The organism is Bradyrhizobium lablabi (assembly GCF_018131005.1).
Lineage (GTDB): Bacteria > Pseudomonadota > Alphaproteobacteria > Rhizobiales > Xanthobacteraceae > Bradyrhizobium > Bradyrhizobium lablabi_D.
The window spans coordinates 74,778-99,569 of sequence record NZ_JAFCJK010000006.1 but is presented as its reverse complement, the minus strand read 5'-3'; the positions used below and the strand labels follow the sequence as shown (position 1 = coordinate 99,569).

Annotated in this window: 20 protein-coding genes; 16 read left to right on the top strand and 4 right to left on the bottom strand. The window is 60.7% G+C overall.

The window, feature by feature from the left end:
- Positions 1–71: 71 nt before the first annotated feature.
- The 9 genes from JQ553_RS19145 to JQ553_RS19105 all read left to right on the top strand — a co-directional run bounded on the left by JQ553_RS19145 (position 72) and on the right by JQ553_RS19105 (position 11,340).
- Positions 72–1,352, top strand: a complete 1,281-nt coding sequence (locus tag JQ553_RS19145; RefSeq protein WP_249144422.1) for a DUF2130 domain-containing protein — start codon at positions 72–74, stop codon at positions 1,350–1,352.
- Between the two features lie 157 nt (positions 1,353–1,509).
- Entirely contained in the window at positions 1,510–1,755 is a 246-nt protein-coding gene (locus tag JQ553_RS19140; protein WP_212501568.1) for a helix-turn-helix domain-containing protein, read from the top strand.
- A 1,121-nt stretch (positions 1,756–2,876) separates the two neighbouring features.
- The gene (locus JQ553_RS19135) at positions 2,877–3,701 is read left to right on the top strand and encodes a metallophosphoesterase (protein ID WP_212501567.1); all 825 of its coding nucleotides are present in this window, start codon (positions 2,877–2,879) and stop codon (positions 3,699–3,701) included.
- Between the two features lie 388 nt (positions 3,702–4,089).
- The gene (locus tag JQ553_RS19130) at positions 4,090–4,356 is read left to right on the top strand and encodes a hypothetical protein (RefSeq protein WP_212501566.1); all 267 of its coding nucleotides are present in this window, start codon (positions 4,090–4,092) and stop codon (positions 4,354–4,356) included.
- Between the two features lie 72 nt (positions 4,357–4,428).
- A complete protein-coding gene (locus JQ553_RS19125) occupies positions 4,429–4,983 on the top strand; it encodes a hypothetical protein (RefSeq protein ID WP_212501565.1) in 555 nt (184 codons plus the stop codon).
- A 174-nt stretch (positions 4,984–5,157) separates the two neighbouring features.
- Positions 5,158–5,964 (top strand): TnsA endonuclease N-terminal domain-containing protein, encoded by an 807-nt coding sequence (locus JQ553_RS19120; RefSeq protein ID WP_212501564.1) that lies wholly within the window; start codon positions 5,158–5,160, stop codon positions 5,962–5,964.
- Complete coding sequence (locus JQ553_RS19115) at positions 5,961–8,138, top strand: DDE-type integrase/transposase/recombinase (RefSeq protein WP_212501563.1); 2,178 nt, start codon at positions 5,961–5,963, stop codon at positions 8,136–8,138. Before JQ553_RS19120 ends, JQ553_RS19115 begins: the two co-directional genes overlap by 4 nt.
- The gene (locus tag JQ553_RS19110; RefSeq protein WP_212501562.1) at positions 8,122–9,681 is read left to right on the top strand and encodes an ATP-binding protein; all 1,560 of its coding nucleotides are present in this window, start codon (positions 8,122–8,124) and stop codon (positions 9,679–9,681) included. The genes JQ553_RS19115 and JQ553_RS19110 overlap by 17 nt, the downstream gene beginning before the upstream one ends.
- Before the next feature lie 9 nt (positions 9,682–9,690).
- Entirely contained in the window at positions 9,691–11,340 is a 1,650-nt protein-coding gene (locus tag JQ553_RS19105) for a TnsD family Tn7-like transposition protein (RefSeq protein ID WP_212501561.1), read from the top strand.
- Between the two features lie 158 nt (positions 11,341–11,498).
- On the opposite strand, the gene JQ553_RS19100 is transcribed toward JQ553_RS19105, so the two are convergent.
- Together JQ553_RS19100 and JQ553_RS19095 are read right to left on the bottom strand one after the other, a co-directional pair.
- Positions 11,499–13,370, bottom strand: a complete 1,872-nt coding sequence (locus JQ553_RS19100) for a ferrous iron transporter B (RefSeq protein WP_212501560.1) — start codon at positions 13,368–13,370, stop codon at positions 11,499–11,501.
- Positions 13,367–13,648, bottom strand: a complete 282-nt coding sequence (locus JQ553_RS19095) for a FeoA family protein (RefSeq protein ID WP_212501559.1) — start codon at positions 13,646–13,648, stop codon at positions 13,367–13,369. The genes JQ553_RS19100 and JQ553_RS19095 overlap by 4 nt, the downstream gene beginning before the upstream one ends.
- Positions 13,649–13,850: 202 nt before the next feature.
- Between JQ553_RS19095 and JQ553_RS19090 the strand changes: the two genes are divergently transcribed.
- The 6 genes from JQ553_RS19090 to JQ553_RS19070 all read left to right on the top strand — a co-directional run bounded on the left by JQ553_RS19090 (position 13,851) and on the right by JQ553_RS19070 (position 22,208).
- Positions 13,851–15,998: a hybrid sensor histidine kinase/response regulator gene (locus JQ553_RS19090; RefSeq protein WP_212501558.1), complete on the top strand. Its 2,148-nt coding sequence runs from the start codon at positions 13,851–13,853 to the stop codon at positions 15,996–15,998.
- A gap of 156 nt (positions 15,999–16,154) precedes the next feature.
- Positions 16,155–18,194, top strand: coding sequence for an ABC transporter ATP-binding protein/permease (locus JQ553_RS19085; RefSeq protein WP_212501557.1), 2,040 nt, complete (start codon positions 16,155–16,157; stop codon positions 18,192–18,194).
- Positions 18,195–18,254: 60 nt separating this feature from the next.
- Positions 18,255–19,082 (top strand): FkbM family methyltransferase, encoded by an 828-nt coding sequence (locus tag JQ553_RS19080; protein WP_212501556.1) that lies wholly within the window; start codon positions 18,255–18,257, stop codon positions 19,080–19,082.
- Between the two features lie 130 nt (positions 19,083–19,212).
- Positions 19,213–19,698 (top strand): pyridoxamine 5'-phosphate oxidase family protein, encoded by a 486-nt coding sequence (locus JQ553_RS19075; RefSeq protein WP_212501555.1) that lies wholly within the window; start codon positions 19,213–19,215, stop codon positions 19,696–19,698.
- On the top strand, positions 19,699–19,977 hold the full coding sequence (locus JQ553_RS34515; protein WP_249144421.1) for a hypothetical protein: 279 nt from the start codon (positions 19,699–19,701) through the stop codon (positions 19,975–19,977).
- Between the two features lie 197 nt (positions 19,978–20,174).
- Positions 20,175–22,208: an OmpA family protein gene (locus JQ553_RS19070; RefSeq protein ID WP_212501554.1), complete on the top strand. Its 2,034-nt coding sequence runs from the start codon at positions 20,175–20,177 to the stop codon at positions 22,206–22,208.
- A 167-nt stretch (positions 22,209–22,375) separates the two neighbouring features.
- Here the strand turns inward: JQ553_RS19070 and JQ553_RS19065 are convergent, their stop codons facing one another.
- Both JQ553_RS19065 and JQ553_RS19060 read right to left on the bottom strand, forming a co-directional pair.
- A complete protein-coding gene (locus JQ553_RS19065) occupies positions 22,376–22,831 on the bottom strand; it encodes a carboxymuconolactone decarboxylase family protein (protein WP_212501553.1) in 456 nt (151 codons plus the stop codon).
- A 23-nt stretch (positions 22,832–22,854) separates the two neighbouring features.
- Positions 22,855–23,271 (bottom strand): cupin domain-containing protein, encoded by a 417-nt coding sequence (locus JQ553_RS19060; RefSeq protein ID WP_212501959.1) that lies wholly within the window; start codon positions 23,269–23,271, stop codon positions 22,855–22,857.
- Between the two features lie 106 nt (positions 23,272–23,377).
- On the opposite strand from JQ553_RS19060, the gene JQ553_RS19055 reads away from it, so the two are divergent.
- Positions 23,378–24,784 (top strand): PLP-dependent aminotransferase family protein, encoded by a 1,407-nt coding sequence (locus tag JQ553_RS19055; protein ID WP_212501552.1) that lies wholly within the window; start codon positions 23,378–23,380, stop codon positions 24,782–24,784.
- The last annotated feature ends 8 nt before the right edge of the window (positions 24,785–24,792 follow it).

The window sequence follows — 24,792 nt, the reverse complement described above, 5'->3', positions numbered from 1 at the left end:
GCCACTTCTCACGCCCACGGCACGCAAGTCCTGGTCGGCAACGCACTGACAATTGCGATACCGGAGACCAAATGTCCGAAATGCACACCACCGAACCCAACATCACCTGTCCGAAGTGCAAACATCAGATTCAGCTGACGGAGTCCTTGGCAGCGCCGCTGCTGGAAGCGGAACGAAAAGCGCTCCAAAGGCAGTTGGACTCCAAGGAGGCCGAATACCGGGAAAAAGCGGAAGAGCTTCGGCGCAAGGACGAAGAGCTTGATCGCGCGCGCGGCGCCATGGATCACCAAGTTGCGCAGAGAGTACGGGAGACGAGCGACCAGATCAGAGCCGACGAGCAGAGGAAAGCCCGGGACGCGGCCTCCGCCGAACTTAACGAGACGAAGTCTCAGCTCGGCGAGATGCGGCAGACTCTTGCGCAGTACAACGTCAAACTCGCCGAGGCTCAAAAAGTGCAGGCCGAAGTGCTGCGCCAGCAGCGCGATCTCGACGAGCAGAAGCGTGAACTCGACCTTCTTATCGAGAAGCGAGTGCAGGCGACACAGGCGGAAATTCACAGGAAAGCCCGTCAACACGCGGAAGACGAGCTCAAGGCACAGGTATCGCAAAAAGATGCTCAGATCGAATCGATGGGCAGGACAATCGAAGATCTGAAGAGGAAGGCGTCGCAGGGGTCGCAGCAGACGCAGGGAGAGGGCTTGGAGCTTCAACTCGAGGCTCTTTTGAGAGCTAACTTTCCGAACGACCGCATTGAGCCGGTCAGAATCGGCGAGCTGGGCGGCGATGTCGTTCACTCTGTGAACGGTCTAGTCGGCGTACCGGTTGGAACGATCCTTTGGGAATTCAAGTCGACGAAAAAATGGAACGACGGTTGGCTCGCCAAATTGCGCGAGGATCAGAGAAGTGCCCGGGCCGACCTCGCTTTGATCGTCTCGCAGGCTCTACCGAAGGAAGTGGAGACCTTTGGCCTCATCGATGGAGTGTGGGTGACCCATCCGCGGTGCGCGATCCCGGTCGCAGTAGCATTGCGCCATTCGCTTGCCGAGCTGGCCTCCTTGCGAAAGTCTCAGGCAGGACAGCAAACGAAAATGGAGCAGATTTATCAGTATCTAATTGGGCCGCGCTTCCGCCAGCGCGTGGAAGGAATCATCGAGAAATTCGAAGAGCTCAAAGGCGACCTTGAAAAGGAACGCAAATTCATGAACCGCATCTGGGCTAAGCGCGAAAGCCAAATTCATGGTGTCATAGATGCGACGGCTAGTATGTACGGCGATTTGCAAGGCATCGCCGGCACGGCATTACCCGAAATCGAGAGCTTGGACACTCCTCTCCTGGAGCCGCAGAGCTCGTAGTGGGAAGTGCGGCCACTGTGGGAGAGACCTCCCAAATCCTTAGCGGGAATTCCCGACGCGAATCCTTGCACCGTATGATCGCAGTGGTAGTTGCGACCGAACCGTGGCAGGTTGTTTGCAAGCCTTTGCCTCGGAGTAGAGGATTTGCGGGGTAGCCGTGAGAGAATTTGAGTCCTTTGCGGCAATTCAAAAGCGTGCGAGGGCTACTCTCGGCCGGAAGGTGAAGGACTTTAGGCGCGCCCAAAGAATGACCCAAGCCGATCTAGCGGACGAAGCCGAAGTTCGGCGCGCGCTAATTAGCCAGATAGAGCGAGGAGCGGCGAACCCGACGCTGGACTCTCTTGTGCGCCTAGCAGCAGCTTTGGGTGTGGAAGCGGCTGAGCTACTCAATTCAGACCGGTGAGAACCGAAGCAGTCAGAAGATGGTGAGCCGAGCTCGTAATAGCAAACTTTCGATAAATCCGAAGTGAAAGAGATGGGCCATAGCTTCGACGTAATCTTTTTGTACGCTATATAGTACATCAACTGAACGTGCGAGCCGAACTGGCCGATCGGCCGTTCAGGGCCGATTTCATATCAAGCAACTAGAGCGATGCTCCCAAGCGGACGTTTGAAGCCAATCTGGCTTAGCAGACGACTGTCGACGATGCCCGATCCTGGCAGCGAACCGCGCCTTGTGTGGTTTTCTATTCAGAACAGAGAAAGGGACGCAAATGATCGCGATGAGCAATGCCCGATTTCGAAAAGTCCGCCATCCTGTCGCGCGACAGCTCCTTTTTACTAGTTGCAAATGCCGCGCTGCGATACCGGTGTATGACTCGCTACTCCGCTATGCTCTAGAACAGGCTTCTTTGGACCCTTCTGTCCGCGAGATCCGCTATCGTACGGGGCCCCAGATAGAGTGTCCGCCCATATCGTTGGCCGGCGCTGTGCTTCGAAGGGAAGACGGTACATTTCTTCTTAGGGTTTATCAAACACGCCCCGAGCGCCGTGATGAAGAGGAAGCCCGCCTCATCTTTGTCATGGAGCAACACGGCCTGCGTTTGCTCGAGCGGGATGCGAAAGATATCCAACGCGAGCCGCTGTTTTCGAATTCGCGCATAGTTTGGTCACATGCCGGCTACCAGGTCTCATTACTTGACCGGTTAAGGCTCGCGGTAGCACTCGAACAAGGGCCACAGACCATCACCGAGCTTGCGGATCGCTCCCGGCCCGCCTGCGACGTTCTCGCGGCGGTTTGCTCTCTCGCCTGCGCAGACCTTTTGCGATTGGATATCCGAGATGCACCTCTTGGGCCCCAAACGCTCGTGCTTGGACCCTAGAGCAGTCAAATCGTCCGCGGTCGGGATCGCCTGGCGATGCTCTGCGCGGTCCAGTCTCACGGCGTCCCGGAGCTCGTCCGAGCCGACTTCTTGGTGCAAAGGCTTGGACGGCGGCTTCCGACGGTTGACGCCCGCCGGTTCGGTCGAAGTACACGCTCCTCCTGACGTCGACACTGGCTCCTTCGCTATTGATGAGTAGGCGATGCGGCTCTGGATTCTTTCCGATTTGCACGCTGAGCTCACGCGCGGTTGGGATCTCCCGGGCCCCGTCGAGCGTCCAGATTACGACGTCATGATCATCGCAGGCGACCTAATTCCGCGCATGGAGCGCGGCGTGAAGTGGTTGATCGAACGTGTCCCGGAAAAGCCATGCATTTACGTCGCCGGGAATCATGAATTTTACGGGACCGATCTCGACAAAACGATCGAGAAAGCGAAGGAGGCTGCCATGGGCAGCCATATCAGCGTTGTACAGAACGAGACTGTTCAGCTCGGCAACGTGGTCTTCGCCGGAGCGACCCTATGGACCGACTTCAACCTATTTGGTGATCAGCGCCGCGCCTTCGGCGTTGCTGCAGACCGGATGAACGACTTCAAGAAGATTCGGATGAACGCCTATCTAGATCGCTTCCGGCCAAAGTATGCACTCCATCGGCACCTGGCTTCCCGTGCGTTTCTGGAGCGCGAGATGCGCAAGGCTCGATCTGGAAAGTTAGTGATTGTCACTCACCACGCGCCCTTCTTCAGTGGCGCACTGTTGTCAAACACGCCGACCGAGGATGAGATCCTGACCGCAGCTTATCGCTCCGACCTGACGGCGTTGATGTCTCCAGCGAGGGACGACGGGCGCGGCGCGCTCCGGCCGGCTGATCTGTGGGTTTATGGTCACACCCACGAATCCTTCGACGCCTTGATCGGTGCCACGCGCGTTGTGTCCAACTCGAAAGGCTACGGGCCGTGGCTGCCCAGCCGCCAGCAAACCTGGGACAACCCAAATTTCAATCCACATTTTGTAGTCGAAATCTGAACTAGGAGGCAGGTCATGACCAACGCCAGAGTCGCCCTCGCCGCTCAATGGGCTTCGAGCACCGCGCGCGCAATTGCAGGATCAGAAGGGACGACTGCGCCTCTTCTTTCCAGCGAAAGGGGCCCCGCCCCCGCGGAGCCCTCCAGGCAAGCCCGTCGCGACCAACCTGGTTGTGGCCGCCGAAGCCAGGGTGCATAGAGCCGCCCCCAACGAAGAACGGCTCGCGAGCGACATTTCACCTCGCTGGCCACGGTGCCCGCTAGTTGCGCGGCCTTGTTCGACTCGTCCGAGCTCGTGGCGCCGCTAAAGATCTCGCATGCGACACAGTTGGTCGCACTCTGCGAAGTCATGGACGGCTCCAGCGGCATCTAGCTTGAATGGATCGCAAATGTTGAACGTGACGATCGAATTGTTGCCCGGCGGAGATACGGATCGGCGCCTCACCATCGCGTCAATGCGGATCGCCAATATTAGCTATCTAGCGGACCTCTCCGATTACCGCGTCGATGCGCTCGAAGCGGCGAACCCATTAACCGGCACTTCCTCTCGGAACGGCGATTGCATCGTGCTTGCGCACGAACGGCGCCAAAGCGTCTGGAAACTCCTGGAGCGCGCGTGTGCGGAGATAATCGAGGCGGATTGGGTGGAGCTCTAGCGGCTCTGACTACGATTGCCGTGATCGCGCGAAGACGCTGGCGAATCCACATGTAGAGTCAGACCAGACGCCATGACCCTTGCAAAGCACTTCTCTTCGCCGAAGGTTCACGGCTTCATTTCGTACACCGAAGAACTCTTCGCGGATGCCTTGATACAAGCCACCCTCGAACCGAACGTCCAGGCCATGAAATTCGTCTCGGAGTTCGAAAGGCCTGGTGAAACTCGCATGCAGAACTTGATACTCGTCCGCCGGCTCGAAGGTTTGTTCGAACTTCGAATTAAGCACGCCGGCGAAGCGATCCCGATGCGCGCGCCCCTGTGCTGTAACTCTAAACTGCGCGTGTGGACGCTTGAGGAAGTCGACATCCTGGCATTCCCGAGACTTGAGAATGCTCGAACCATTTACATGTGCCGTGATGTCCGCATCTCGGTCCATCTGCGGATGTTAGCACTGGAAACCGTTAGATCCGGCCCGGTCGAGCTGGGGTTTCTCACAGAGAGACTGGCCTCATTCCCCGATGCGTATCGGACGATTTTCCATCTAGCCTGGATTGGGGCGCTGCGGCTTGCCGCAAACGGCCAACGCATTGGCCCCTCTACTTTAGTATCGGCCTCAAAAACATAAAGCGCTTGCCAATCCATTAGTTCGTCATTTGACAACCATCTTCTACGGCACCTCGGGCAACTTAGCTTAACGTGAACTCAATTTTACGATTTGGCCTCCGATATCGTGGCCGAAAACCGTCGAAAGAACTGAGTGTCACCAGACAGGTGGCGATCTTCGATGGCCGGAGTTGGAATGGCTCGCTCGAGATACGATTGGACCGAAAAGCGCATCAAGCGCTTCTTGAAGGAAGGGCGTGGTAAGGGGCACGGCGCGAGCTACAAGCCATGGTTAATCGTATCTGACGTTCCATCGCATGGACGCACGCATCGAGTATTCTTCGCGAGAACCGGTCGCCAACACCATTTCCTATCCGACATCGAGTACTACGCATTTCTCCATAGCACATTCGATGACACCGTGATCGACATCCGCGAGCAATTCCCGCTCGATCGACCAGAAACACTCGCAATCGCTGCCGCGCTAGGCGTCAAACATCCTGGATACAAGGGGGTGCCGATCGTAATGACGACGGATCTAGTTGAAACGCGAGCCGGTGCCGGATTTCAGTTCGAGCGGGCGATTGCGATCAAGCCTGACGACGAACTCGACAAGACCCGAATAATTGAGAAACTGGAGATCGAACGCGTGTATTGGAGTCGCCGAGGTATACCGTGGTTTATCCGCTCCGAATCCTCGCTCCGGACGACCAAAAGTTTTAACCTCGAATGGATGTTCGATACGACCGGACCGGGAGATATAGATCCCGCAGTCGAAACGGCAGTGTCCACAAATCTGGCCGGCGCCCTGGCGCTTCATCAAGATCACCTCCTTGGCGAAATGTGTGTCTGGCTCGACAGGTCGCTCGGCTTAGAGATAGGCAACAGCTTGCAGATCGTGCGTCGCCTGCTCTGTAAAAAGCATCTTCTCGTCGACCTGGCGAAGCCAGTTCTGTCAGAACAGCCGTGCAGGTACTTCAGCATCAATCTAGCATCATCATGAGCGCCATCCTGAACGCCCATCTTGTGGAGCGAGTCCTGATAAGGGAGTTGTCCGACGGGGAGCGGCTGCTCCGCGTCGTGCGCAACGACGGCTTGTTCGGCTACGTGTGGCTCTTTGACGTCTTTAAGAAGCACTGGCCCTTCCCCGTTGAGCATGCGACGATCATCACTGGACCAAATGAATTGGAGCCGAAATACCGTCTCGAACACGAAGACCCTTGGCCGCCGTCAATCTATAACTTCGGTGACACCACAGCCACCGATGACGCGCAGGCTAAGCGATGGAAGCTCGTAAATCTGCTTATAGGAAACGATGACGGCCACGATCTGCTGTTCAAAAAGCTGCGGAAGGCAAGGTTTGACTCGGTCATGAAGGCCGAGAATGTTCCAAGATCAACGCTTGAGAACCTCATAATGCGCTACTGGCAGCGCGGCATGAAAGAGGACGCCCTGAGGCCGGACTTCGCGAGATGCGGCGGACGAGGGAAGCTTAGAAACAGCAAAGGAGCTGCCAAAATCGGCAGGCCACGTTCTATCTCTGATGGTACTGGAGCATCTGTCGACGAAGAGAAGCGGGCCCATCTGACGATCGCGGCAGACTATTATCTAACTTCCAAGAAGATCAGCCAAAAAGGGGCCCTCGACCACATCGTTAGACTTTTCTACAAAAATCCCGAAGCTCGCGGGGGCGATGACCACCCACTTAGGGACGATCGTCCTACAGAGCGTCAACTTCGTTATTTTCTTCAAACTAACTATTCGCATAGTCACCGATTTCGCGCACGCAATGGACAGAAAAAATTCGAACTGACCGCACGTGGGCTCGGCGGCAGTGGCGAACAGAATACCCACGGCCCAGGCGATATGTTTCAGGTCGATGCGACTGTTGCGGACGTGTATCTGGTCTCTAAGTTGGATCGCAATCGGATCGTTGGCCGCCCGACAGTCTATTTCGTGATCGACGTATGGAGCCGGTTGATTACGGGCCTGTATGTCGGCTTCGAAGGGCCATCGTGGATTGGGGCAATGATGGCTCTCGTTAATATGGTTACGCCGAAGGTTGAATTTTGCGCTCAATATGAGATTGAAATCGACGAGGATGAGTGGCCTTCGCATCATGCTCCAAGGACCATTTTGGCGGACAAAGGCGAATTGGCGAGCTGCGATCTCGGCCAACGCATAGTAGACACTCTGAACATTCAGATAGGAAACGCGGCATCTGGCCGAGCCGATTTGAAAGCTATAGTCGAACGCCGATTTGGTATCGTTCCGACAATCTTCTCACCCTTCATTCCAGGGTATGTGGAGAAAGACTTCGGGCAGCGAGGCGTGCGCGACTACCGCTTGGACGCCAAGTTGACGCTTCGAGAATTCACTAAATTTATGATTCGCGCCGTCCTAGAGCACAATGGGGAGGCGGTGACCGAGATCAAGACGCCAGCACCGATGACTACTGCAGGCATGGGACCAGTCCCTCTTGAGCGCTGGAAGTGGGGCATAGAAAATCGGAGCGGGAAACTCCGGCGACTCGAAGTGGATCACGTCGCACTAAACGTGATGCCCCGTGATCGCGCCCGGGTGACAGAAAAAGGCATTCGCTTCCGGGGCGGATTCTACACGTGTGCAACGGCGCGGCGAGAAGAATGGTTCTCCCGCGCGAGGATTAAGGGAACCTGGTCGGAGATAATCTGCTTTGATCCACGCTCGCTGGACAAAATGTATCTGCTGAACCGGACTCTCCCGGGCGGCTTCGAGACTTGTGAGCTGATGAAGGTATCCGAAGAGCTCATCGAAACGTCACTCGCCGAGTATCAAGAGGTATCGCATGAGGCAAAGGTCGTGAAGGCAAAGGGCGAAGAGAAGCGTCAGGCACGGCGAATTCGTATCGATGAACAAATGCAGGAGATTGCGTCGACGGCAGCAAGGGAGACACTCGCGGTCCGGGACCCGGATGTATCCGCTTCTAAAAGGGTTGCCGAAATCAGCGAGAACAAGAAGGCAGAGAAGGCACTTCAGCGCCGCTCAGAGGTATTTGACCTCTCTCCAACACTGACGTCACCAGCCATTGTTCCCGATCCAGACCAAGATACTGTCGATGAAGACACCGAAGATTATGCGATGAAATTTCTCTCCCACTTAAGCCCCGTGCGGAAGGACAATGATCGTGGCACCTGATTTATCCGGAGAGCAGGACAATGAATTGATTCCGGCAATCTATGCGGAGTCAGCCCTACACCAGGCCGGAAATCCACTGATCGACGCATTACCGAGGTTCAAAACTGCTAGAGAACTCCTTGGCGCTATTGGAACAAGTCCTGAGCACGCTGAAGAAGACCGGCTTCAGGATGCTTACGTCCGCATGCTCTTGGTCCTAGGCCTCAGAAACTTCTTCGTCCCGCTGCAAAAGCATTTTGCGGTGGTCGAGCAAATGGGGCTGGTTATCCGCGGCGGTTACGAATACCGAAATCCGGCGGGGCCCGACTTCAAGAAGGCACAGGTTGAATTCTATCGTCAAAGCATGAAGGGCGCTATCGTCCCCATCACGCTGCCAAAGCCATCAACGGCGCCGAGCTTCTCCATCTTCGGTGTCTCCGGTATGGGCAAGAGCTCGATCGTCGAGCGTATCCTTTCTTACTATCCGCAGGCGCTGATCCATCCGCAATATCGGTTTATGCAGCTAGTCTGGCTTAAGGTAGATTGCCCCCTAGATGGCAGCCTGAAACAGTTGTTGCTCTCCATCATCGCCCAAATTGACAAGAAGCTAGGTACCAAACACTACCGCGTCGTAGGAAACAGGACTGAAATTGACAAGTTGGTCTTGGATGTCGCGAAGATCGCTGCCCAGCATAACGTCGGCGTACTTGTTATCGATGAAATTCAGCATCTGCTGGACGCGCCCGGAGTGGGGCTGGCCAAAATGCTCAACTTTTTCGTGACGTTTGCAAACGATGTGAAGGTACCTTTTGTCCTTGTCGGAACGCCGAGGGCCGAGAAGCTGCTTTCGGTGATGTTCCGTGAGGCGCGGCGTGTCAGCGACGCGGGCACGATCTACTGGGACCGCATGAAGCCAGGCACAGAATGGAGATATTTCATCGACAGGATGTGGCCATTCCAGTGGACAGCCAAACCGACGCCTCTGACAGATGAATTGTCGGATGCGATGTTTTTTGAGACGCAGGGCATAACGGCTCTAGCAGTGCGCCTCTATCAATTGGTTCAACTCGAAGCTATTCGCAGCGAAAAGGAACTCATTACAAAGAGGCTAATATCTGAGGTGGCCTCGGAAAGCTTTGCTCTGCTGCAACCAGCGCTTGGAGCGCTGCGTTCAGGCAAAGCGAGCGACCTGGCTCTTTTTGAAGACTTCTTCAATGGCTGCATAGATGCCGTTGACGGTAGTCTTCAGAGCGCTTCTCTCCAAAAGCCGTCGATCGTACCCGAGCCCGATACATCAGGCAGATCGTGGTCGGCTATCAAGCTGAAGAAGAATCTGGAAGAGGTGGGCGTTCCGCCAAACGAGGCGGCGGCAATCGTCCGTGAGGTTCTTTCGCGCAACAGATGTAATGACGGCATTGATGACACTTTAGTCAACGAGATATCGGCCGCTCTCAGAAAAGATGGCAAAGACGCGGGCCTAATCGCAATGCTCGAAAGAGCAAAGGCGGACGGCTCTGACATGGTCTCGGAGTTGAAAAAGGCTGGTCTACTTATACACGAGTAGGGAACTCGCATGGCAGCGCAATTGCCGTCTCCGTACCCAGATGAACTGCTATATTCAGTTGTAGCTCGATACTTGGCGTACTTTTCGCCGAAGAGCACGTCAGACGCGATCCGAGCGATCATTGGAAAAAGATGGTGTTCAGTCGGGTTCGGGAGCGAGTTAGATCTGATAGCGAGCCAGACCAGTAATTCATGGGGAATGAAATCGCACGAAATCGTGGAACGGCATTCGCTTCTGCCATTCTACGGCGCATTTTTTGAGCCAAGCGTTTACTTGGAGAGCGTGCGGAGAATGTGTGCAGCCGGTGAAAACGTGCTGGCCACCGGACGCGGGAACCTCCGCCATTCGGTTGAGCTACGGTACTGCCCGCGCTGCGCTTCCGAGGACGTCGCCAATCTCGGCGAAACCTATTGGCGTCGGCATCATCAATTGCCTGGAGTGGTCGTTTGCACGATTCACGATCAAATTCTTCTGCGGAGTCTTCCAGCACAAGCCGCGGGAGGACATTATTATGATGCGACTATATTGTTTTCTAAGGGCGGAGTTGAATGCGCTTCACTAGCGAGAGGTGAACGCCAACTGGCCAGGGAGATCGCTGCCCGATGCGGGGCTGTCTTAGACGGCACGTGTAGCAAATGGACACGGCTCGAGGTCGGGGTAACCTACGCTCAGATTGCGAGACAATACGGGTTCAACTTTGGAAGCGAGAAAACTGACACCGATCTGTTGATCAGTTGCTTTGTCGAATTTTTTGGCCGCGACTTTTTGCGAAAGATTGGGTTTCGGACAGGTCGCTCTTTATTTCGCAGCGACAGCCCCAGGGATCCTTTGTCGAATGTGCTGGTCCAAACGTTCGTTGAGAATTATCTCGAGGTTCGAGGCTTCTCAGGGCTTCTCCCCGAAAAGTCGTTGTATGGTTGGAAGTGCCCGAACAAATACGCGAAGCATCCCGATGGTTTTCGGCTAACAAACGTTGTCAGACGCGTGTCTCGACTGGGCTATGACTATTTTCATGCAAGATGTAGATGCGGTCTCAACTTTGCTTTCCACAAGGCGAAAGACGATGACCCGCTGATGCCTGACAGGATAGTAGTTTCACGCTGGAGCAGTTTTCAGCAGAAGAGAGCTCAAGATCTGTTCGCGAAGCATCTTAATGTTCGCGCCGTTGCCTCGGCAATGAAGGTATCTCATCGGACTGCATCGAAACTGATTTCCTGTGAGAAGTCGAAACTCGAGAAGTCGGTAGACGATATCGCGAAATTGCGAAAGGAGTGGGGACGAGATAGGTCTCGTTCTACGTACCAAGCCCTGCTCAAGCATGATAGGGCATGGCTCCTCGAACAAAAAGGCCATCAGAGAGTCGTTGGCCGTTTGCCGGTGCCCGCTCATTCCGACAGCGACCTAGCGTCGAGCATCCGTGTGGCATTCGTCAAAATTCGAAATCGGGGTGACAATCCCACGTTAACAAGACTATCCGAGGAATTAGGCTTTAGGCTCATTCGCTCTCACCTGGATGATTACCCGTTGTCCAAAGCCGAGGTGTCGGCTGTTATTCCTACTCCAGCGTGGGTATCCGCGCGGAGACGAAGGGGTTGGACGAAGAAACGTCAAAACCCTGGATCGACTTCGGTCAAAGTAAAAATACTCAACAACATCTGACGGTTACCGGCCCGCAGGCAAACTGCCAAAACTTTTTGGCGCCCGAAGCGAGTGCAACCGAGAAAATTGCCAAGACTTTAGTTCTTCCCAGAAATCCGGGTCCCTGCAAACGCAGGCTTTTTTCGCCCGATCCGCCAAGACTTAATTGTCGCCAGACATCAGGAGATGCCCAGCGCCCGCGCCAGATTGAAGGTCAGCAGGCTCGCGACATAGGCCAGCGCGAGCATGTAAACGAAGGTAAAGACCATCCACTTCGCGCTGCCGGTCTCGCGGCGGATCACTGCGAGCGTCGAGGCGCATTGCGGAGCAAAGATGTACCAGACGAGCAGTGACAGCGCGGTCGCAAGGCCCCATTTCTGCGCCAGCACCTGGCCGATCTGGTCGGCCGCCTCCTTGCCGCCCTCGATCGAATAGACGGTGCCGAGCGCGGCCACCGCGACCTCGCGCGCCGCCATGCCCGGAATCAGCGCCACTGCGATCTGCCAGTTGAAGCCGATCGGCGCGAGCAGCGGCTCGAGCGCGTGGCCGATCATCGCCGCGAAGCTGTAGTTGATCGCCGGCCCCTCGGCACCCGCGGGCGCAGTGGGGAACGACGCCAGGAACCAGATCAGCACCATCATCGACAGGATCGTGGTACCCGCGCGGTACAGGAACATCCTGGCGCGGGTGAAGACACCGATCGCGATGCTGCGCAGCCGCGGCAGCTTGTAGTCGGGCAACTCCAGCATGAACGGCGCCGGCGCGTGGTCGCGCCACAGGAAGAATTTGGCGATCGCCGAAACCGTCAGCGCGCTGGTGATGCCCGCGGCGTAGAGGCCGAACATCACGAGCCCCTGCAAATTGACCCAGCCCCACAGCGTCTTCGCCGGGACGAAGGCTGAAATGATCAGGGTGTAGACGGGAATCCGCGCCGAGCAGGTCATCAGCGGCGCGATCAGGATCGTGGTCAGGCGGTCGCGGCGGTTGTCGATCACGCGCGTCGCCATGATGCCGGGGATCGCGCAGGCAAAGCTCGACAGCAGCGGAATGAAGGCTCGGCCGTGCAGGCCGGCGCCCCCCATGATGCGGTCCATCAGGAACGCCGCGCGCGCCATGTAGCCGAAATCTTCCAGGAGCAGGATGAACAGGAAGATGATGATGATCTGCGGCAGGAACACGATCACGCTGCCGACGCCGGAGATCACGCCGTTCTGCAGAAAACTCTGCAGGAGGCCTTCGGGCAGCACGTCACGGATCAGTTGCCCGAGCACGGAAAAGCTGTCCGACAGAAATTCCATCGCCGGCTGCGCCCAGCTGAACACCGCCTGAAACATCACGAACAGGATCAGCGCCAGGATCGCGAGGCCGCCGATCGGGTGCAGCACGACGGCATCGATCCGGGCGGTCAGCGTGTCGGGCTTGGCCGGTAGCGTCACGCTCGCGGCGATGATGCGGTCCGCCTCGCGCTGCGCAGCCTTGAGGTCGCCGATTGTCGGCGCGGTCCACTGATTGCCCGTTGCCGTCTCATCCGCGCGGCTCAAAAATTCGTCGGTTCGCCGCAGCAATTCGTCGATGCCACCCTTGCGGACGGCGACCGAGGTCACGATCGGCAGGCCAAGCTCCTGCGACAGGCGGTCGAGATCGATCGTCACGCCGCGGCGCTTTGCGATATCGATCATGTTGAGCACGAGCATCATCGGCCGGCCGACGCGCTTGAGCTCGAGCACGAGGCGCAGCGTCAGCCGCAGATTGGTCGCGTCCGCGACGCAGAGCACGAGATCGGGTACCGCCTCGCCAGGGAAACGCCCGAGCACGATGTCACGGGTGATCTCCTCGTCCGGACTGCGGCCGCGCAGCGAATAGGTACCGGGCAGGTCGAGCACGGTCACGCTGTGGCCGTCCGGCGTGACGAAGCTGCCGGATTTTCGCTCGACGGTGACGCCGGGATAGTTCGCGACCTTCTGGCGGCTGCCGGTCAGGCTGTTGAACAGCGTGGTCTTGCCGGTATTGGGTGCGCCGACCAGCGCAAGGCGCAGGGGTGCGGTTGTCATTCGACGATAACGGCCATGGCTTCGCTCCGGCGCAGGGCGATGGTGGCGCTGTCGACGCGCACCGCGATAGGATCACGCCGGATCGCGCCCTCATGGAGGATTTCCACGCGCGCGCCCTCGACAAAGCCCATTTCCACCAGCCGTTGCTCCAGTTCCTGGGCTGAGAGCGACGAGCCCGAGCCGGTCTGAAGCGCATCGAGCCTGCGTATTTTTCCGACAAAGCCGCGAGCCGCATCGCCGAGCCGGATGTCCTGGGGGCTTGTTGGATCGCCTGTCATGGAGCCTGTTTTTCAGTAGGTCGTGGCAGGGTCAAGCGCTTGCCTGCGATGGGTTTTAGAACCCTTAAAAACAGCGACGTCAGCGTTCCAGGCGCACCCCGAGGGCGCGACGGCCCTGCCGTTCAAGCTCTGCCGCGGGCGGGGATTTGCTTCCTCCTCCGCGGCGGTTTGCGTTAAGCTTGCCCGCGGAGCCGGAGCGCCCGTGCAACCCGCACAACGCAACTCGCTAAGACTGCTGCAATGGATGATGGCCGCATCGCTGGCCCTCCCACTGGCGCTGTTCGCCTTTGCCTCCGTGATGTCCTGGATTTCGATCCACGAGACCGCCGACCGGGAGGTCGAGCGCACGCTCGACGTCGCGCATGAGCACGCACTGAAGGTTTTCGAGACCATCGACCGCAGCCTCTCGGAGATCGCGGAAATCATCCGCGGCATTCCCGACGCCGGCATCCTCTCGCGCGAGGAAAACCTGCATCAGCGCCTGAAGGAACTCGTCGATGCGCTGCCGCAGGTGAAATCAGCCTGGGTTTTCGACTCCAGAGGCCATGCCCTGGTCAACAGCCTGGTGATACCTACCCCCGACATCGATTTCTCCGACCGCGACTACTTCAAGGCACATGTCGCTCGCGACGTCGGCACCCAGATCGGCGAGACGCTGAAGCCGCGACCCCCCTACCAGGGCTCGCCCTTCTTTGGCGTCAGCCGGCGGCGCAACAACGCGGACGGCAGCTTTGGCGGCGTGATCCAGGCCTCCGTGCTTCCAACCTATTTCGAGAATTTCTATGCGCGGATCGGCCGTGAGCCCGGCAGTTTCTTTGCGCTGGGACGCATCGATGGCGTGGTGCTGGCGCGCTTTCCGACTGTCCAGAACGAACCGGCGCTCGAACGCAACGGACCCGCCTGGCAGAAAATGTCCGGCAACCCGGCCGGCGGCCTGATTACGGTCACCTTGCCGGGCGACGGCGTCGAACGCCGGCTCGGCTATCAGCGGCTTGCCGAATACCCGATCTATGTCAGCGCAGGGCTGGAGACTTCGACGATCCGGGCGCGCTGGATCGAGACGATGGCCCAGCACCTGATCTTTGGCGCGCCTGCCACTGCGCTGTTGTTCTGCCTGCTCGCGCTGGCGTTCCGGCGGACGCAGCGTCTGCACGCAGAAGCAGAGCGGCGCATGGAAGCCGAGGAGGCGCTGCGACACGGCCAGCGGCTCGAGGCACTCGGGCAACTCACCGGCGGCGTCGCACACGACTTCAACAATCTCCTGACCGTGATCCGCGCGTCCGTAGACATGCTGCGACGGCCGGACCTGCCGGAGCCGCGGCGGCAGCGCTATATCGACGCTATCTCCGACACGGTGAGCCGTGCCGCCAGGCTGACTGGTCAGTTGCTCGCCTTCGCGCGCCGACAGACCCTCACACCCGAAATCTTCGATGTCGGCGAGAACGTGCAGATGCTTGGCGAGATGATCGCGGCCTTGATCGGCCAGCGCATCGAGATCGTCACGCAAATGCCGGACGAGTCCTGCCTGATCAATGCCGATGCCGGCCAGTTCGAGACGGCAATCATCAACATGGCGGTGAATGCGCGCGACGCCATGGATGGCGCCGGTCGACTGACAATCGCAGTGCGTCGTGAGAACGCCCTGCCGGCCGCGAGCGCCAGTTCGCCGAGTCCGCACGGATATGTCGCCGTGTCGGTCACCGACACCGGCATCGGAATTCCCCAGGAGCGGCTCGGCCGGATCTTCGAGCCGTTCTTCACCACCAAGGAAGTCGGTCACGGGACCGGCCTCGGCCTCTCACAGGTATTCGGCTTCGCCAAGCAATCAGGCGGCGAAGTGGCCGTCACGAGCGCGGTCGGCAGGGGCAGCACATTCACGCTCTATCTGCCGCGCGTGATCGGCGAGCACGGAGCGCATTCGCCGCTCTCCGAGGACGCCCCGCCGGCGGATGGACGCGGCGCGTCGGTGCTGGTGGTCGAGGACAATTCTGAGGTTGGACAATTCGCCGCCGACACGTTGGCCCAGCTCGGCTACATCGCTGTGCTGGTCGACAACGCCGCCGACGCGCTGCAAGAGCTCGCCGCCGACCCGAGCCGCTTCGACGTGGTGTTCACCGACGTCGTGATGCCGGGCATGAGCGGCATCGAGCTCGCCGGTGAAATCCGCCGGCAGGGACTTGATCTGCCGATCGTGCTGGCCACCGGCTACAGCCAGATATTGTCGCAGCAGGGCAGCCATGGCTTCGAGCTGCTGCAAAAGCCCTATTCGGCCGATCAGCTTTCGCGCATGCTGCGGAAGGTCACGCGGCTGCGGGGGGTCAACCGCGGTCAGGCAAGGGCCTCGTCGTGAGATCGTTGCCACGATCTCCGTGCAAACCCTGCGCGTTTGTCGCGAGGGAAACCGCTACACACTGTCCGGATCATGCTCCAAGCGCCATCGGGCAGATCGGTCCCGTGAGACCGAAGCCCGGATGGAACCGATTGATTTGCCTTGCGTTGGCGCTGCATGGGCAAGGCAGGCGTCAAATCCAGATCGTCGCTAACGAAGCCGCCCGCCGCGAAATCGGCGGCGAAGAAGCCCGATTCCGAAACCAGGGATTCCGCCGCAAGGGCAGCGGCCGAGGACACTTCGGAGTTCGTCGACGTGATCGCCGAGGATGGCGATCATGTCGAACCGCCGCCTCCTGATATCCTCGAACCGGACCCCGAACTATCAACAGAAGAGGCCGAGCGGGCGCGCAGGGACTATCTGCTGACGCGGTTCTGGATCAGCGCGCGCGGCTATTGGGGCAGGAACGGCGACCGCCTGGCGTGGCTGTTCACCATCGGCCTGCTGGCACTGATCGTGGCCCATGTCGCCGTCCAATACGGCATCAATGTGTGGAATCGCGCGATCTTCGATGCGATCGAAAAGCGCGATGCTGCGACCGTGTATTATCTCACCGCGATCTTCCCTCCCTTGGCCATCGGCAGCGTGCTGCTGGGTGTGGCCCAGGTGTTCGCCCGTATGGGCATCCAGCGCCGCTGGCGCGCCTGGCTGACCAACGCGGTGATATCGCGCTGGCTGAGCAATGGCCGCTACTACCAGCTCAATCTCGTCGGCGGCGATCACCAGAATCCGGAATATCGGATCGCCGAAGACCTGCGGATTGCGACCGACTCGCCGGTCGACTTCATCGCCGGCGTTACCTCGGCGCTGTTGTCTGCGGCCACCTTCATCGTCGTGCTCTGGACCATCGGCGGCGCGCTGACGGTGACGTTGGGCGGATCGTCCGTCACCATTCCCGGGTTCCTTGTCATTGCGGCAATTGTCTATGCTGCGATCGCCTCGGGCTCGATCATGGCAATCGGCCGCCGCTTCGTGCATATCTCGGAAGACAAGAACCAGGCCGAAGCGGAATATCGCTATGTGCTGACCCGCGTGCGCGAGAATGGGGAGAGCATCGCGCTGCTCGGGGGCGAGCAGGAAGAGCGGGACGGAATCGACAAGACGTTCTCGAAAGTGCTGCGGCAATGGGCGCGGCTCGCCGGCCAGCACATGCGCACCACGCTGGTGTCGCAGGGATCGAACCTGATCGCGCCGGTCGTGCCGCTCTTGTTGTGCGCGCCGAAATTCCTCGACGGCAGCATGTCGCTCGGACAGGTGATGCAGGCCGCATCCGCCTTCACCATCGTGCAGACGGCGTTCGGCTGGCTGGTCGACAATTACCCAAGACTCGCCGACTGGAATGCCTGCGCGCGCCGCATCGCCTCGCTGATGATGTCGCTCGACGGCCTCGAACGCGCCGAAGCCGGCGACGGCTTCGGCCGCATCCAGCGCGGCGAGACCGAGGGCGACGCCATGCTCTGCCTCAACGATCTCTCCGTCACCCTCGACGACGGCACCGCGGTGGTCGGCGAGACCGAGGTCATGGTCGAACCAGGCGAGCGGCTCCTCGTCGCCGGCGAATCCGGCACCGGCAAGAGCACGCTGGTGCGTGCGATCGCCGGTCTGTGGCCGTGGGGCGGCGGCAGCGTCGGTCTGCATGCCGATCGTCGTCTGTTCATGCTGCCGCAAAAGCCCTACGTGCCGTCGGGCACGCTGCGGCGCGCCGTCGCCTATCCCGGTGCGGCCGAAGACTGGACCGTTGAACAGATCGGCGATGTCCTGCACAAGGTCGGCCTCGACCATCTGAAGGAGAAGATCGAGGAGGAAGCGCCATGGGACCAGACGCTGTCCGGAGGTGAGAAGCAGCGGCTCGCCTTCGCGCGGCTGCTGCTGCACAACCCCGATATCGTCGTGCTTGACGAAGCGACCTCGGCGCTCGATGAGAAGAGCCAGGACAAGATGATGGACATCGTGACGAAGGAATTGCCGAAAGCGACCATCGTCAGCGTCGCCCATCGCGCCGAGCTGGAAGCCTTCCACAGCCGCAAGATCGTGCTCGAGCGGAGAAAGGGCGGCGCCAAGCTCGTCAGTGACATCGACCTGATCCCGCGCAAGGGCAAGAGGCGGCTGCTCGGCCGCTTCCTGCGCCAACGCCGGGCAGCAAACAAGGCTGCCTGAGGCCGTTGGAGTCCCCGGCAAAACCGGCTATGCAAGCGCCGCTTGTGACGAGGACGAGATTTGATCCCCAGCAACGATCCTTCGCCGCCGCCGTTCGGCGCGTTCGCGCCCAATGCGGCGCAGGCCACCATCATCCGCCTTGCGCATGGCACGGGACTGAAGCGCGGGGCGTTCCGCCCCTGGCTGTCGCGGATCGTCAATCTGTTCGGCGCCGGGCCGCTCGATGTGACCTATCAAGGCGCCGCGTTCCGCTTCTATCACCAGGCCAGCGCGACCGAGCGCGGCGCGCTGTTCAATCCCGACTACAATCTCGAGGAACTTGGCTTCCTGCGCCGCCACGTCTCCGCTGGCGGCATCTTCGTCGACATCGGTGCGAATGTCGGCACCTATGCGCTGGCTCTGGCGCGTGATGTCGGGCCTGACGGCCAGGTGATCGCGATCGAGCCGCATCCGGTGACGCATGCGCGGCTCAAGTTCAACACCTCGGCCTCCGGCTACGCCCAGGTACGGCTCGTCGCCGCGGCCGCCGGCCCGTCCGATGACGAGTTGATGATCGAGACCGACGGCGAGAATCTCGGCGCCAGCCACATCGTGACAGGCGCTCCCGCCGGCCGGGCGATCAAGGTGCCTTCGCTGCGCCTGCAGAGGATTCTCGAGGAGGCCGGCGCGGCGCATGTCGATGCACTTAAGATCGACGTCGAGGGCTTCGAGGATCGCGTGCTGACGGGCTTCTTCAAGGAATCGCCGCGGACGCTATGGCCGCGCGCGGTGGTGATCGAGCATTTGTCCCAGGACGAATGGACCGAAGACTGCATTGCGGACATGCGCGCGCGTGGTTACGTGGAACAGGGCCGCACGCGGAGCAATACGCTGCTCGCGCGAAGCTGAGGTTCAGCAGCATCCGAGCTTGGCTCCCTATCCCACCTGCTGTCACACGCCGGGATGAGTTCCGCGCAGGCGCGACAGGAACATCGTCGCATACGACCGGTTATCGCTCGATGATGTGCAGGAGCGATTCATGACCAATGATCATGCAGCGAATGTCGACCGCGTCTGGGAACTGATGAAGAAGATCGGCTTTGCAATGCTCGTCACCCATGATGGCGACAAGATTCGCGCGCGGCCGATGAGCGCCTTTCCGCAGCGCGACGAGAACACGATCTACATGCTCACCGACGCGCGGCGGCACAAGGACGAGGAGATTGCGCGCGACGCGAACGTCAACCTCTCGTTCGCGAATGCCAGCGACCAGAAATACGTTTCGGTAACCGGCACCGCCGTCGTCTCCAACGATCGCGCGAAGATCAAGCAATTGTTCTCCACGCCTGCCAAGGCATGGTGGAAGAGTGCCGATGATCCAAACATCCGCGTGCTGAAGATCACGCCGGATGATGCCGAGTTCTGGGATTCGCCGGGCTCAGTCATCAGCTATGTGAAGATGGCGGCCGCGGCGATGACCGGTACGCGTCCCGACATCGGCGAGAACCACAAGGTATCGATGTAGATGCCGGTCGAACCTCCCGAGATTCCGCCGGCGACACCGGGCACGCCAAGCGAACCGCCGCCGGGAATACCTCCGGGCAACCCTCGCCCCGAGGTTCCAGCGCCGGTGCGCGAACCCGGCGAGCCGCCGCGGCCTGATGAGTTGCCTGGCAAGACGCCGGATGAATTGCCGGTGCGTGGACCCCCGGCTCCTACGGGTCCGCCGCCTGCCACAGATGATGCGTGCGCTCAGGCAGGCGGGCGCGGGCGCATGCATCGTTGGATTTTTTCGGAACGTTGAATGCTTGCCTGAACGTTGCTCCTGAATGCGCCATGAATAAGGGGTGCGCAACTCATTGTGGCGCCGAAATAAATAGCGCCCGTGGATGGCGGCCCCGCCACATTCCGGCCTAATGGCTGGCTGTTCATCGTGCTGCCGAATTGTTCGGCTCAAGCGTTTCCTTCCTGCCCAGACTTTCCGCCGGGGATTCTTAATACATGACCAAGCTTCGTCTCGTGCTGCTCGCCACGACTGCACTGACGGTGACGCAGTTCACCGCATCGGCATCGCACGCGCAAACTTCGCCGTTCGTCGTCGCTCAAGCGCAAAAGGAAGAGCAGGGCGGTCCCCAAGGACGGCCGAAGACCCCACCACCCGCAGCGAAGCAACCGCCTGCACACCCGGCGCCACCGGCCGCCGCGCCTCATCCGCCGACACCGCCGCCGGCTGCACCGCCCGCCGCGCGTCCGGTAGTTCCTCCGCCCCCGGCCCCAGCACATCCGACGCCGCCCGCCGCAGCTCCGACACGTCCCACGCCGCCGCCGGCCGCGGCGCCAGCCCATCCGGCTCCGCCCCCGACGCCCCCAGCGGCTGCACCCGCGCGGCCGGCCCCGCCCCCGCCCGCAGCCGCTCCGGCGCATCCGGCACCGCCTCCACCGGTGGCCGCGCCCGCGCGCCCGGCCACGACGCCGCCTCCGCCTGCAGCGCCGCCGTCGGCCCGCACACCGCCTGCCGCAACGACGCCGGCGCCGACACCTGCAGCACCTGCCACGCCAGCTGCGCCAGCGCCCGATTTGCAGAAGAGAGGGGCAATTCCGCCCGGCGCGAAGCAGCCTCAGGGAACCCCGCCCGGCGCAGCTCGGCCCGGGCCACAGGGTCAGCCCGCACCCTCGGCGACTACGCCTCCGGGGACGACCTCACCTGCCGCGGGTGGCGCGCCGCCGCAGGCGCGACCCAGTGCACCGCCGCCTGCCGGCGCCGCGAGCCCCACGCCCGCCACGCCTCCTCCGGCCGCTGGGGGCCCCACGTCGCCGGCGCGACCCGGTCCATCGCCAATGCCTCCGGCCGCTGGCGCCCCGCCGGCACCGCAGGCGGGGGGGCCGACCCCGGCCGCGCGGCCGGCCGGGCCTGCGGCGCCGACTGTCGTCCCTGGCACGGCGGCCGCAGCCCCACCGCCCGGCAGAGCGCAATACGCTCCGCCGACGGTTGCACCGGCCTTCCGGACCGCACCTGCGGTCGCAGCACCGCTGCCGCCTCCGCCGCGGCATGACAATCTGACGCCACTTGCGATCGGCGCGGGCGTGGTCGCTGGCGCCGTGCTCGGCGCGACCATCGCCGACCTCCACAATCAGCGACGGGAGGTCGTCGAAGACGGCCGCACCATCTACACCGAGCCGGACCGGATCATCATCCGCGACCCGAGCGGGCAGCAATATGTGCGTGGCGACGATCTTTATCGCTTCCGCTATGGGGCCCGCGACATCCGCACCGAGACGATCGGCGGCGAAACCCGTACTGTCGTGATTCGTCCCGACGGCAGCGAGGTGATCACCGTGGTCGGTCGAGACGGCCAGTTGCTGCGGCGAATCCGCAGGGATCCCCGCGGGCGCGAACTCGTCATCATCGACAACAGTTATCGCGATCCGCGCGCGGTCGGCGGCTACTATGTCGACCTGCCGCCGCCGGTGGTCCGCATTCCCTATGATCGCTACATCGTCAGCGCGGAGGATGCCTCGCCTGACGTGATCTATGAGACCATGGAGGCGCCGCCGGTGGAACGGATCGACCGGCGCTACTCGCTCGACGAGATCCGCTACAGCCCCAATGTTCGCATGCGGATGCCGAGCGTCGATATCGACACCATCACCTTCGACACCGGGTCGTGGACGATCCCACCGGACCAGGCTGAAAAGCTGCAGGTGATCGCCGACGGCCTCAACCGGGCGATCCAGCGCAACCCGCGCGAGGTGTTCCTGATCGAGGGCCACACCGACGCGGTCGGCAACGACATCGACAACCTGTCATTGTCGGACCGCCGTGCGCAGGCCGCAGCGGAATTGCTGACCCAGCAGTTCGGAGTACCGGCGGAGAACCTGACGTCGCAGGGCTACGGCGAGCAGTATCCCAAGGAGCAGACGGACGGACCAAGCCGCATCAACCGGCGCGTCACCGTCCGCCGCATCACTCCGCTGCTCAATGGCGAAACGGCCTCGCTGCCGCCGCCCCCGCCCGGCACCGAGCCACCGCGCTGAGCGGCACGACGCGAAATGGCCGGGAGCAATCCCGGCCATTTTTGAATGCTGCAAAGCCTCCTGCACGTTCCAGACGGCCGCGAAGCAAACTATCGCCCTCGCCCAATGCCAGCGCATCAAGCATCACCGAAAAAACCTTCGTGTTGTCCATGGAGTCATGGACCGCTTTACTTCCCGAGCGCAGCCTGCGGCGTATTGCGGAAGCTGATAGCCATGCGGTTGTAGGCGTTCATCAGACCGACCGCGATCGTGAGATCCACGAGTTCCCGCTCCTCAAACACGGCGCGTGCGGCCTGATACGCTTGATCGGGCACACCGGTTTCAGCAACGCACGTCACCGTTTCGGCCCATGCCAGCGCAGCGCGCTCGTGCTCGTCGAAGAGATTGCCGGCTTCAGCCCACGCCTGCACCAGCGCCAGCTTTTCGATTTTCTGTCCCTTCTTGAGCAGGTCACGCGTGTGCATCTCGAGGCAGTAGGCACAGTTGTTGATCTGGGAAATTCGCAAATAAACCAGGTCGACCAGCGTCGGGGGAAGGCCGCTCTGCATCACATAGCCATAGACGCCACCCAGGGCCTTGATGCCTGCCGGTGCGATCTGGTTGTAGTCGAGACGCTTACTCATTTTCTTGCTCTTTGTTGGCGAAGTTACTTGACGGTGGTGGTCAGGTCCTTGTCGTCCGTGTCGACGACGAACACCGCAAGCAGCTTTGCTGGCCTCGTCTTGCTCGCGTTGCGGCTAACGGAATGGCGGGAGCCCGGCGGCTCGTAGAAACTCTCGCCCGTGCGGTAGACCCGCTTGGGTCCGTCGTTCACCTGTGACTCAATTTCTCCCGACAGGACATAACCGAAGATGAATGCCGACTTCGCGTGAACGTGTGGCTGCGACGCGCCGCCCGGCGCATATTCGACAATGAGCGAGACCAGCGACTTGCCGGGAATGTTGGGGATCACCTGCTGGAAGTGCGGCGTGACCTTTTCGCCGACGCCATGGGCCACGGCGGGCGTTGCTGTGGCGATGGCAATGGCGGCGCAAGCTGCACCGATGATGGATCGCATGTTCATGGTGGTGTTCCCTTTGCTCAGTGGCTCTCCGATACCCGGATAGATGCTGCTGCCCTGGTCCGGGAAAAAGCACCAAGAATGTACAAAAATCGTGTACCACGAGAGCATGACCAAGCCACTGCGGCTGGAGCTTGATCGATCTGCGAAGACGCCGCTGGCCGAGCAGATCCGCAAAGGCATCGGGGCCGCCATCGAGAACGGCGTGCTCGCTCCCGGCGCGCGTCTGCCATCCTGGCAGGACCTGGCGGCCCAGCTTGGCGTCGCCCGAGGCACCGTGCGCTCGGCGTATGAAAAACTGTCCGCCGCTCAACTCATCGTCGCGTCGCGCGCGACCGGCACCCATGTCGCGGATCGGCCTTCCATCACCGTTCGACAAGACCAAGCGCCCGACCCCGGCTCCTTCATGGAGATGTATGGCGAGCTCACCGCCGGGCCGGCGATTTTCCAGATGGGCGTGCCCGCGCGGGAGACCTTTCCCGCCACGCTTTTGGCCAGGATTCGCTCACACGCCGTTCGCGCGGAATCGAGCGCGCCTGCCGTCTATCCGGACCCTCGCGGCGAATTGGAATTGCGGCGGGACATCGCCGGCTATCTAGCCGTCGCGCGCGGTATCGAGTGTGTGCCTTCCCAGATCATCGTCACGGGCGGCTTCAGCAGCGGCCTTGGATTGACGCTCCGTGTGCTCGGCCTTGAGGGGCGCAAGGTCTGGATCGAAAATCCTGGTTTCCCGTTCACCCGACGGGGCCTTGAGCTCGCACGATTGTCGCTTTCGCCGATCCCGGTGGATGCCGATGGAATCGATGTCGATTATGGCCTGAACCACGCTCCAGATGCAGCGCTGGTCGTCGTGACTCCCGGGCAGCAGGCGCCGCTCGGATCTACGATATCACTGGCACGGCGCCTGCGTCTTCTCGACTGGGCCGCGCAGAAAGGGGCGTGGATTATCGAGGATGATTATCTGAGCGAGCTTCAACTGAAAGGCCGGGCCACGCCAGCGCTTGCCTCGCTCGATCGCGCCGGGCGCGTCATTCACATCGGCTCGTTCAGCAAGACCTTGACCCCCGCTCTGCGTCTGGGCTTTCTCGTTGCTCCCTTGCCGCTGGTGTCGCGGTTTGCCGAGGTCGCGGCATGTCTGTCGCCGGCGCCGGGACCGGCGGTGCAGCTTGCGACCGCGGAGTTCATGCGTGACGGCCACTATATGCGGCATCTGCGACGCACAAAGCGCAGCTATGCAGCGCAGGGCGACGCGTTGCTCAAGTACCTTCGGCCGCGCGCAAAGGATGTTGCGATCGCCGGATTGGCCGTGCTGATGCGAATGCCGGACGGTGCACCGGATCTCACCATCGCCAGGGAAACGCTGTCGTTCGGATTGGCGCCCGCTCCGCTTTCGCTGTGGCACGCGTCGACGGCTCCGGCGAGATCCGGTCTGTTGCTAGGCATCGCGACATCTCCACTGAAGCGAATCGAGGCATCCTGCGACCGACTCTTTGAAATCATCGATCGTCTTACGTGAAGCGGCCC

Excerpts from the sequence above, each read along its gene's own strand:
- JQ553_RS19145 (WP_249144422.1), top strand. The coding sequence starts at position 72 with ATGTCCGAAATGCACACCACCGAACCCAACATCACCTGTCCGAAGTGC.
- JQ553_RS19135 (WP_212501567.1), top strand. The coding sequence starts at position 2,877 with ATGCGGCTCTGGATTCTTTCCGATTTGCACGCTGAGCTCACGCGCGGT.
- JQ553_RS19130 (WP_212501566.1), top strand. The coding sequence starts at position 4,090 with ATGTTGAACGTGACGATCGAATTGTTGCCCGGCGGAGATACGGATCGG.
- JQ553_RS19125 (WP_212501565.1), top strand. The coding sequence starts at position 4,429 with ATGACCCTTGCAAAGCACTTCTCTTCGCCGAAGGTTCACGGCTTCATT.
- JQ553_RS19120 (WP_212501564.1), top strand. The coding sequence starts at position 5,158 with ATGGCTCGCTCGAGATACGATTGGACCGAAAAGCGCATCAAGCGCTTC.
- JQ553_RS19115 (WP_212501563.1), top strand. The coding sequence starts at position 5,961 with ATGAGCGCCATCCTGAACGCCCATCTTGTGGAGCGAGTCCTGATAAGG.
- JQ553_RS19110 (WP_212501562.1), top strand. The coding sequence starts at position 8,122 with ATGATCGTGGCACCTGATTTATCCGGAGAGCAGGACAATGAATTGATT.
- JQ553_RS19105 (WP_212501561.1), top strand. The coding sequence starts at position 9,691 with ATGGCAGCGCAATTGCCGTCTCCGTACCCAGATGAACTGCTATATTCA.
- JQ553_RS19100 (WP_212501560.1), bottom strand. The coding sequence starts at position 13,370 with ATGACAACCGCACCCCTGCGCCTTGCGCTGGTCGGCGCACCCAATACC.
- JQ553_RS19095 (WP_212501559.1), bottom strand. The coding sequence starts at position 13,648 with ATGACAGGCGATCCAACAAGCCCCCAGGACATCCGGCTCGGCGATGCG.
- JQ553_RS19085 (WP_212501557.1), top strand. The coding sequence starts at position 16,155 with ATGGGCAAGGCAGGCGTCAAATCCAGATCGTCGCTAACGAAGCCGCCC.
- JQ553_RS19075 (WP_212501555.1), top strand. The coding sequence starts at position 19,213 with ATGACCAATGATCATGCAGCGAATGTCGACCGCGTCTGGGAACTGATG.
- JQ553_RS34515 (WP_249144421.1), top strand. The coding sequence starts at position 19,699 with ATGCCGGTCGAACCTCCCGAGATTCCGCCGGCGACACCGGGCACGCCA.
- JQ553_RS19070 (WP_212501554.1), top strand. The coding sequence starts at position 20,175 with ATGACCAAGCTTCGTCTCGTGCTGCTCGCCACGACTGCACTGACGGTG.
- JQ553_RS19065 (WP_212501553.1), bottom strand. The coding sequence starts at position 22,831 with ATGAGTAAGCGTCTCGACTACAACCAGATCGCACCGGCAGGCATCAAG.
- JQ553_RS19060 (WP_212501959.1), bottom strand. The coding sequence starts at position 23,271 with ATGAACATGCGATCCATCATCGGTGCAGCTTGCGCCGCCATTGCCATC.
- JQ553_RS19055 (WP_212501552.1), top strand. The coding sequence starts at position 23,378 with ATGACCAAGCCACTGCGGCTGGAGCTTGATCGATCTGCGAAGACGCCG.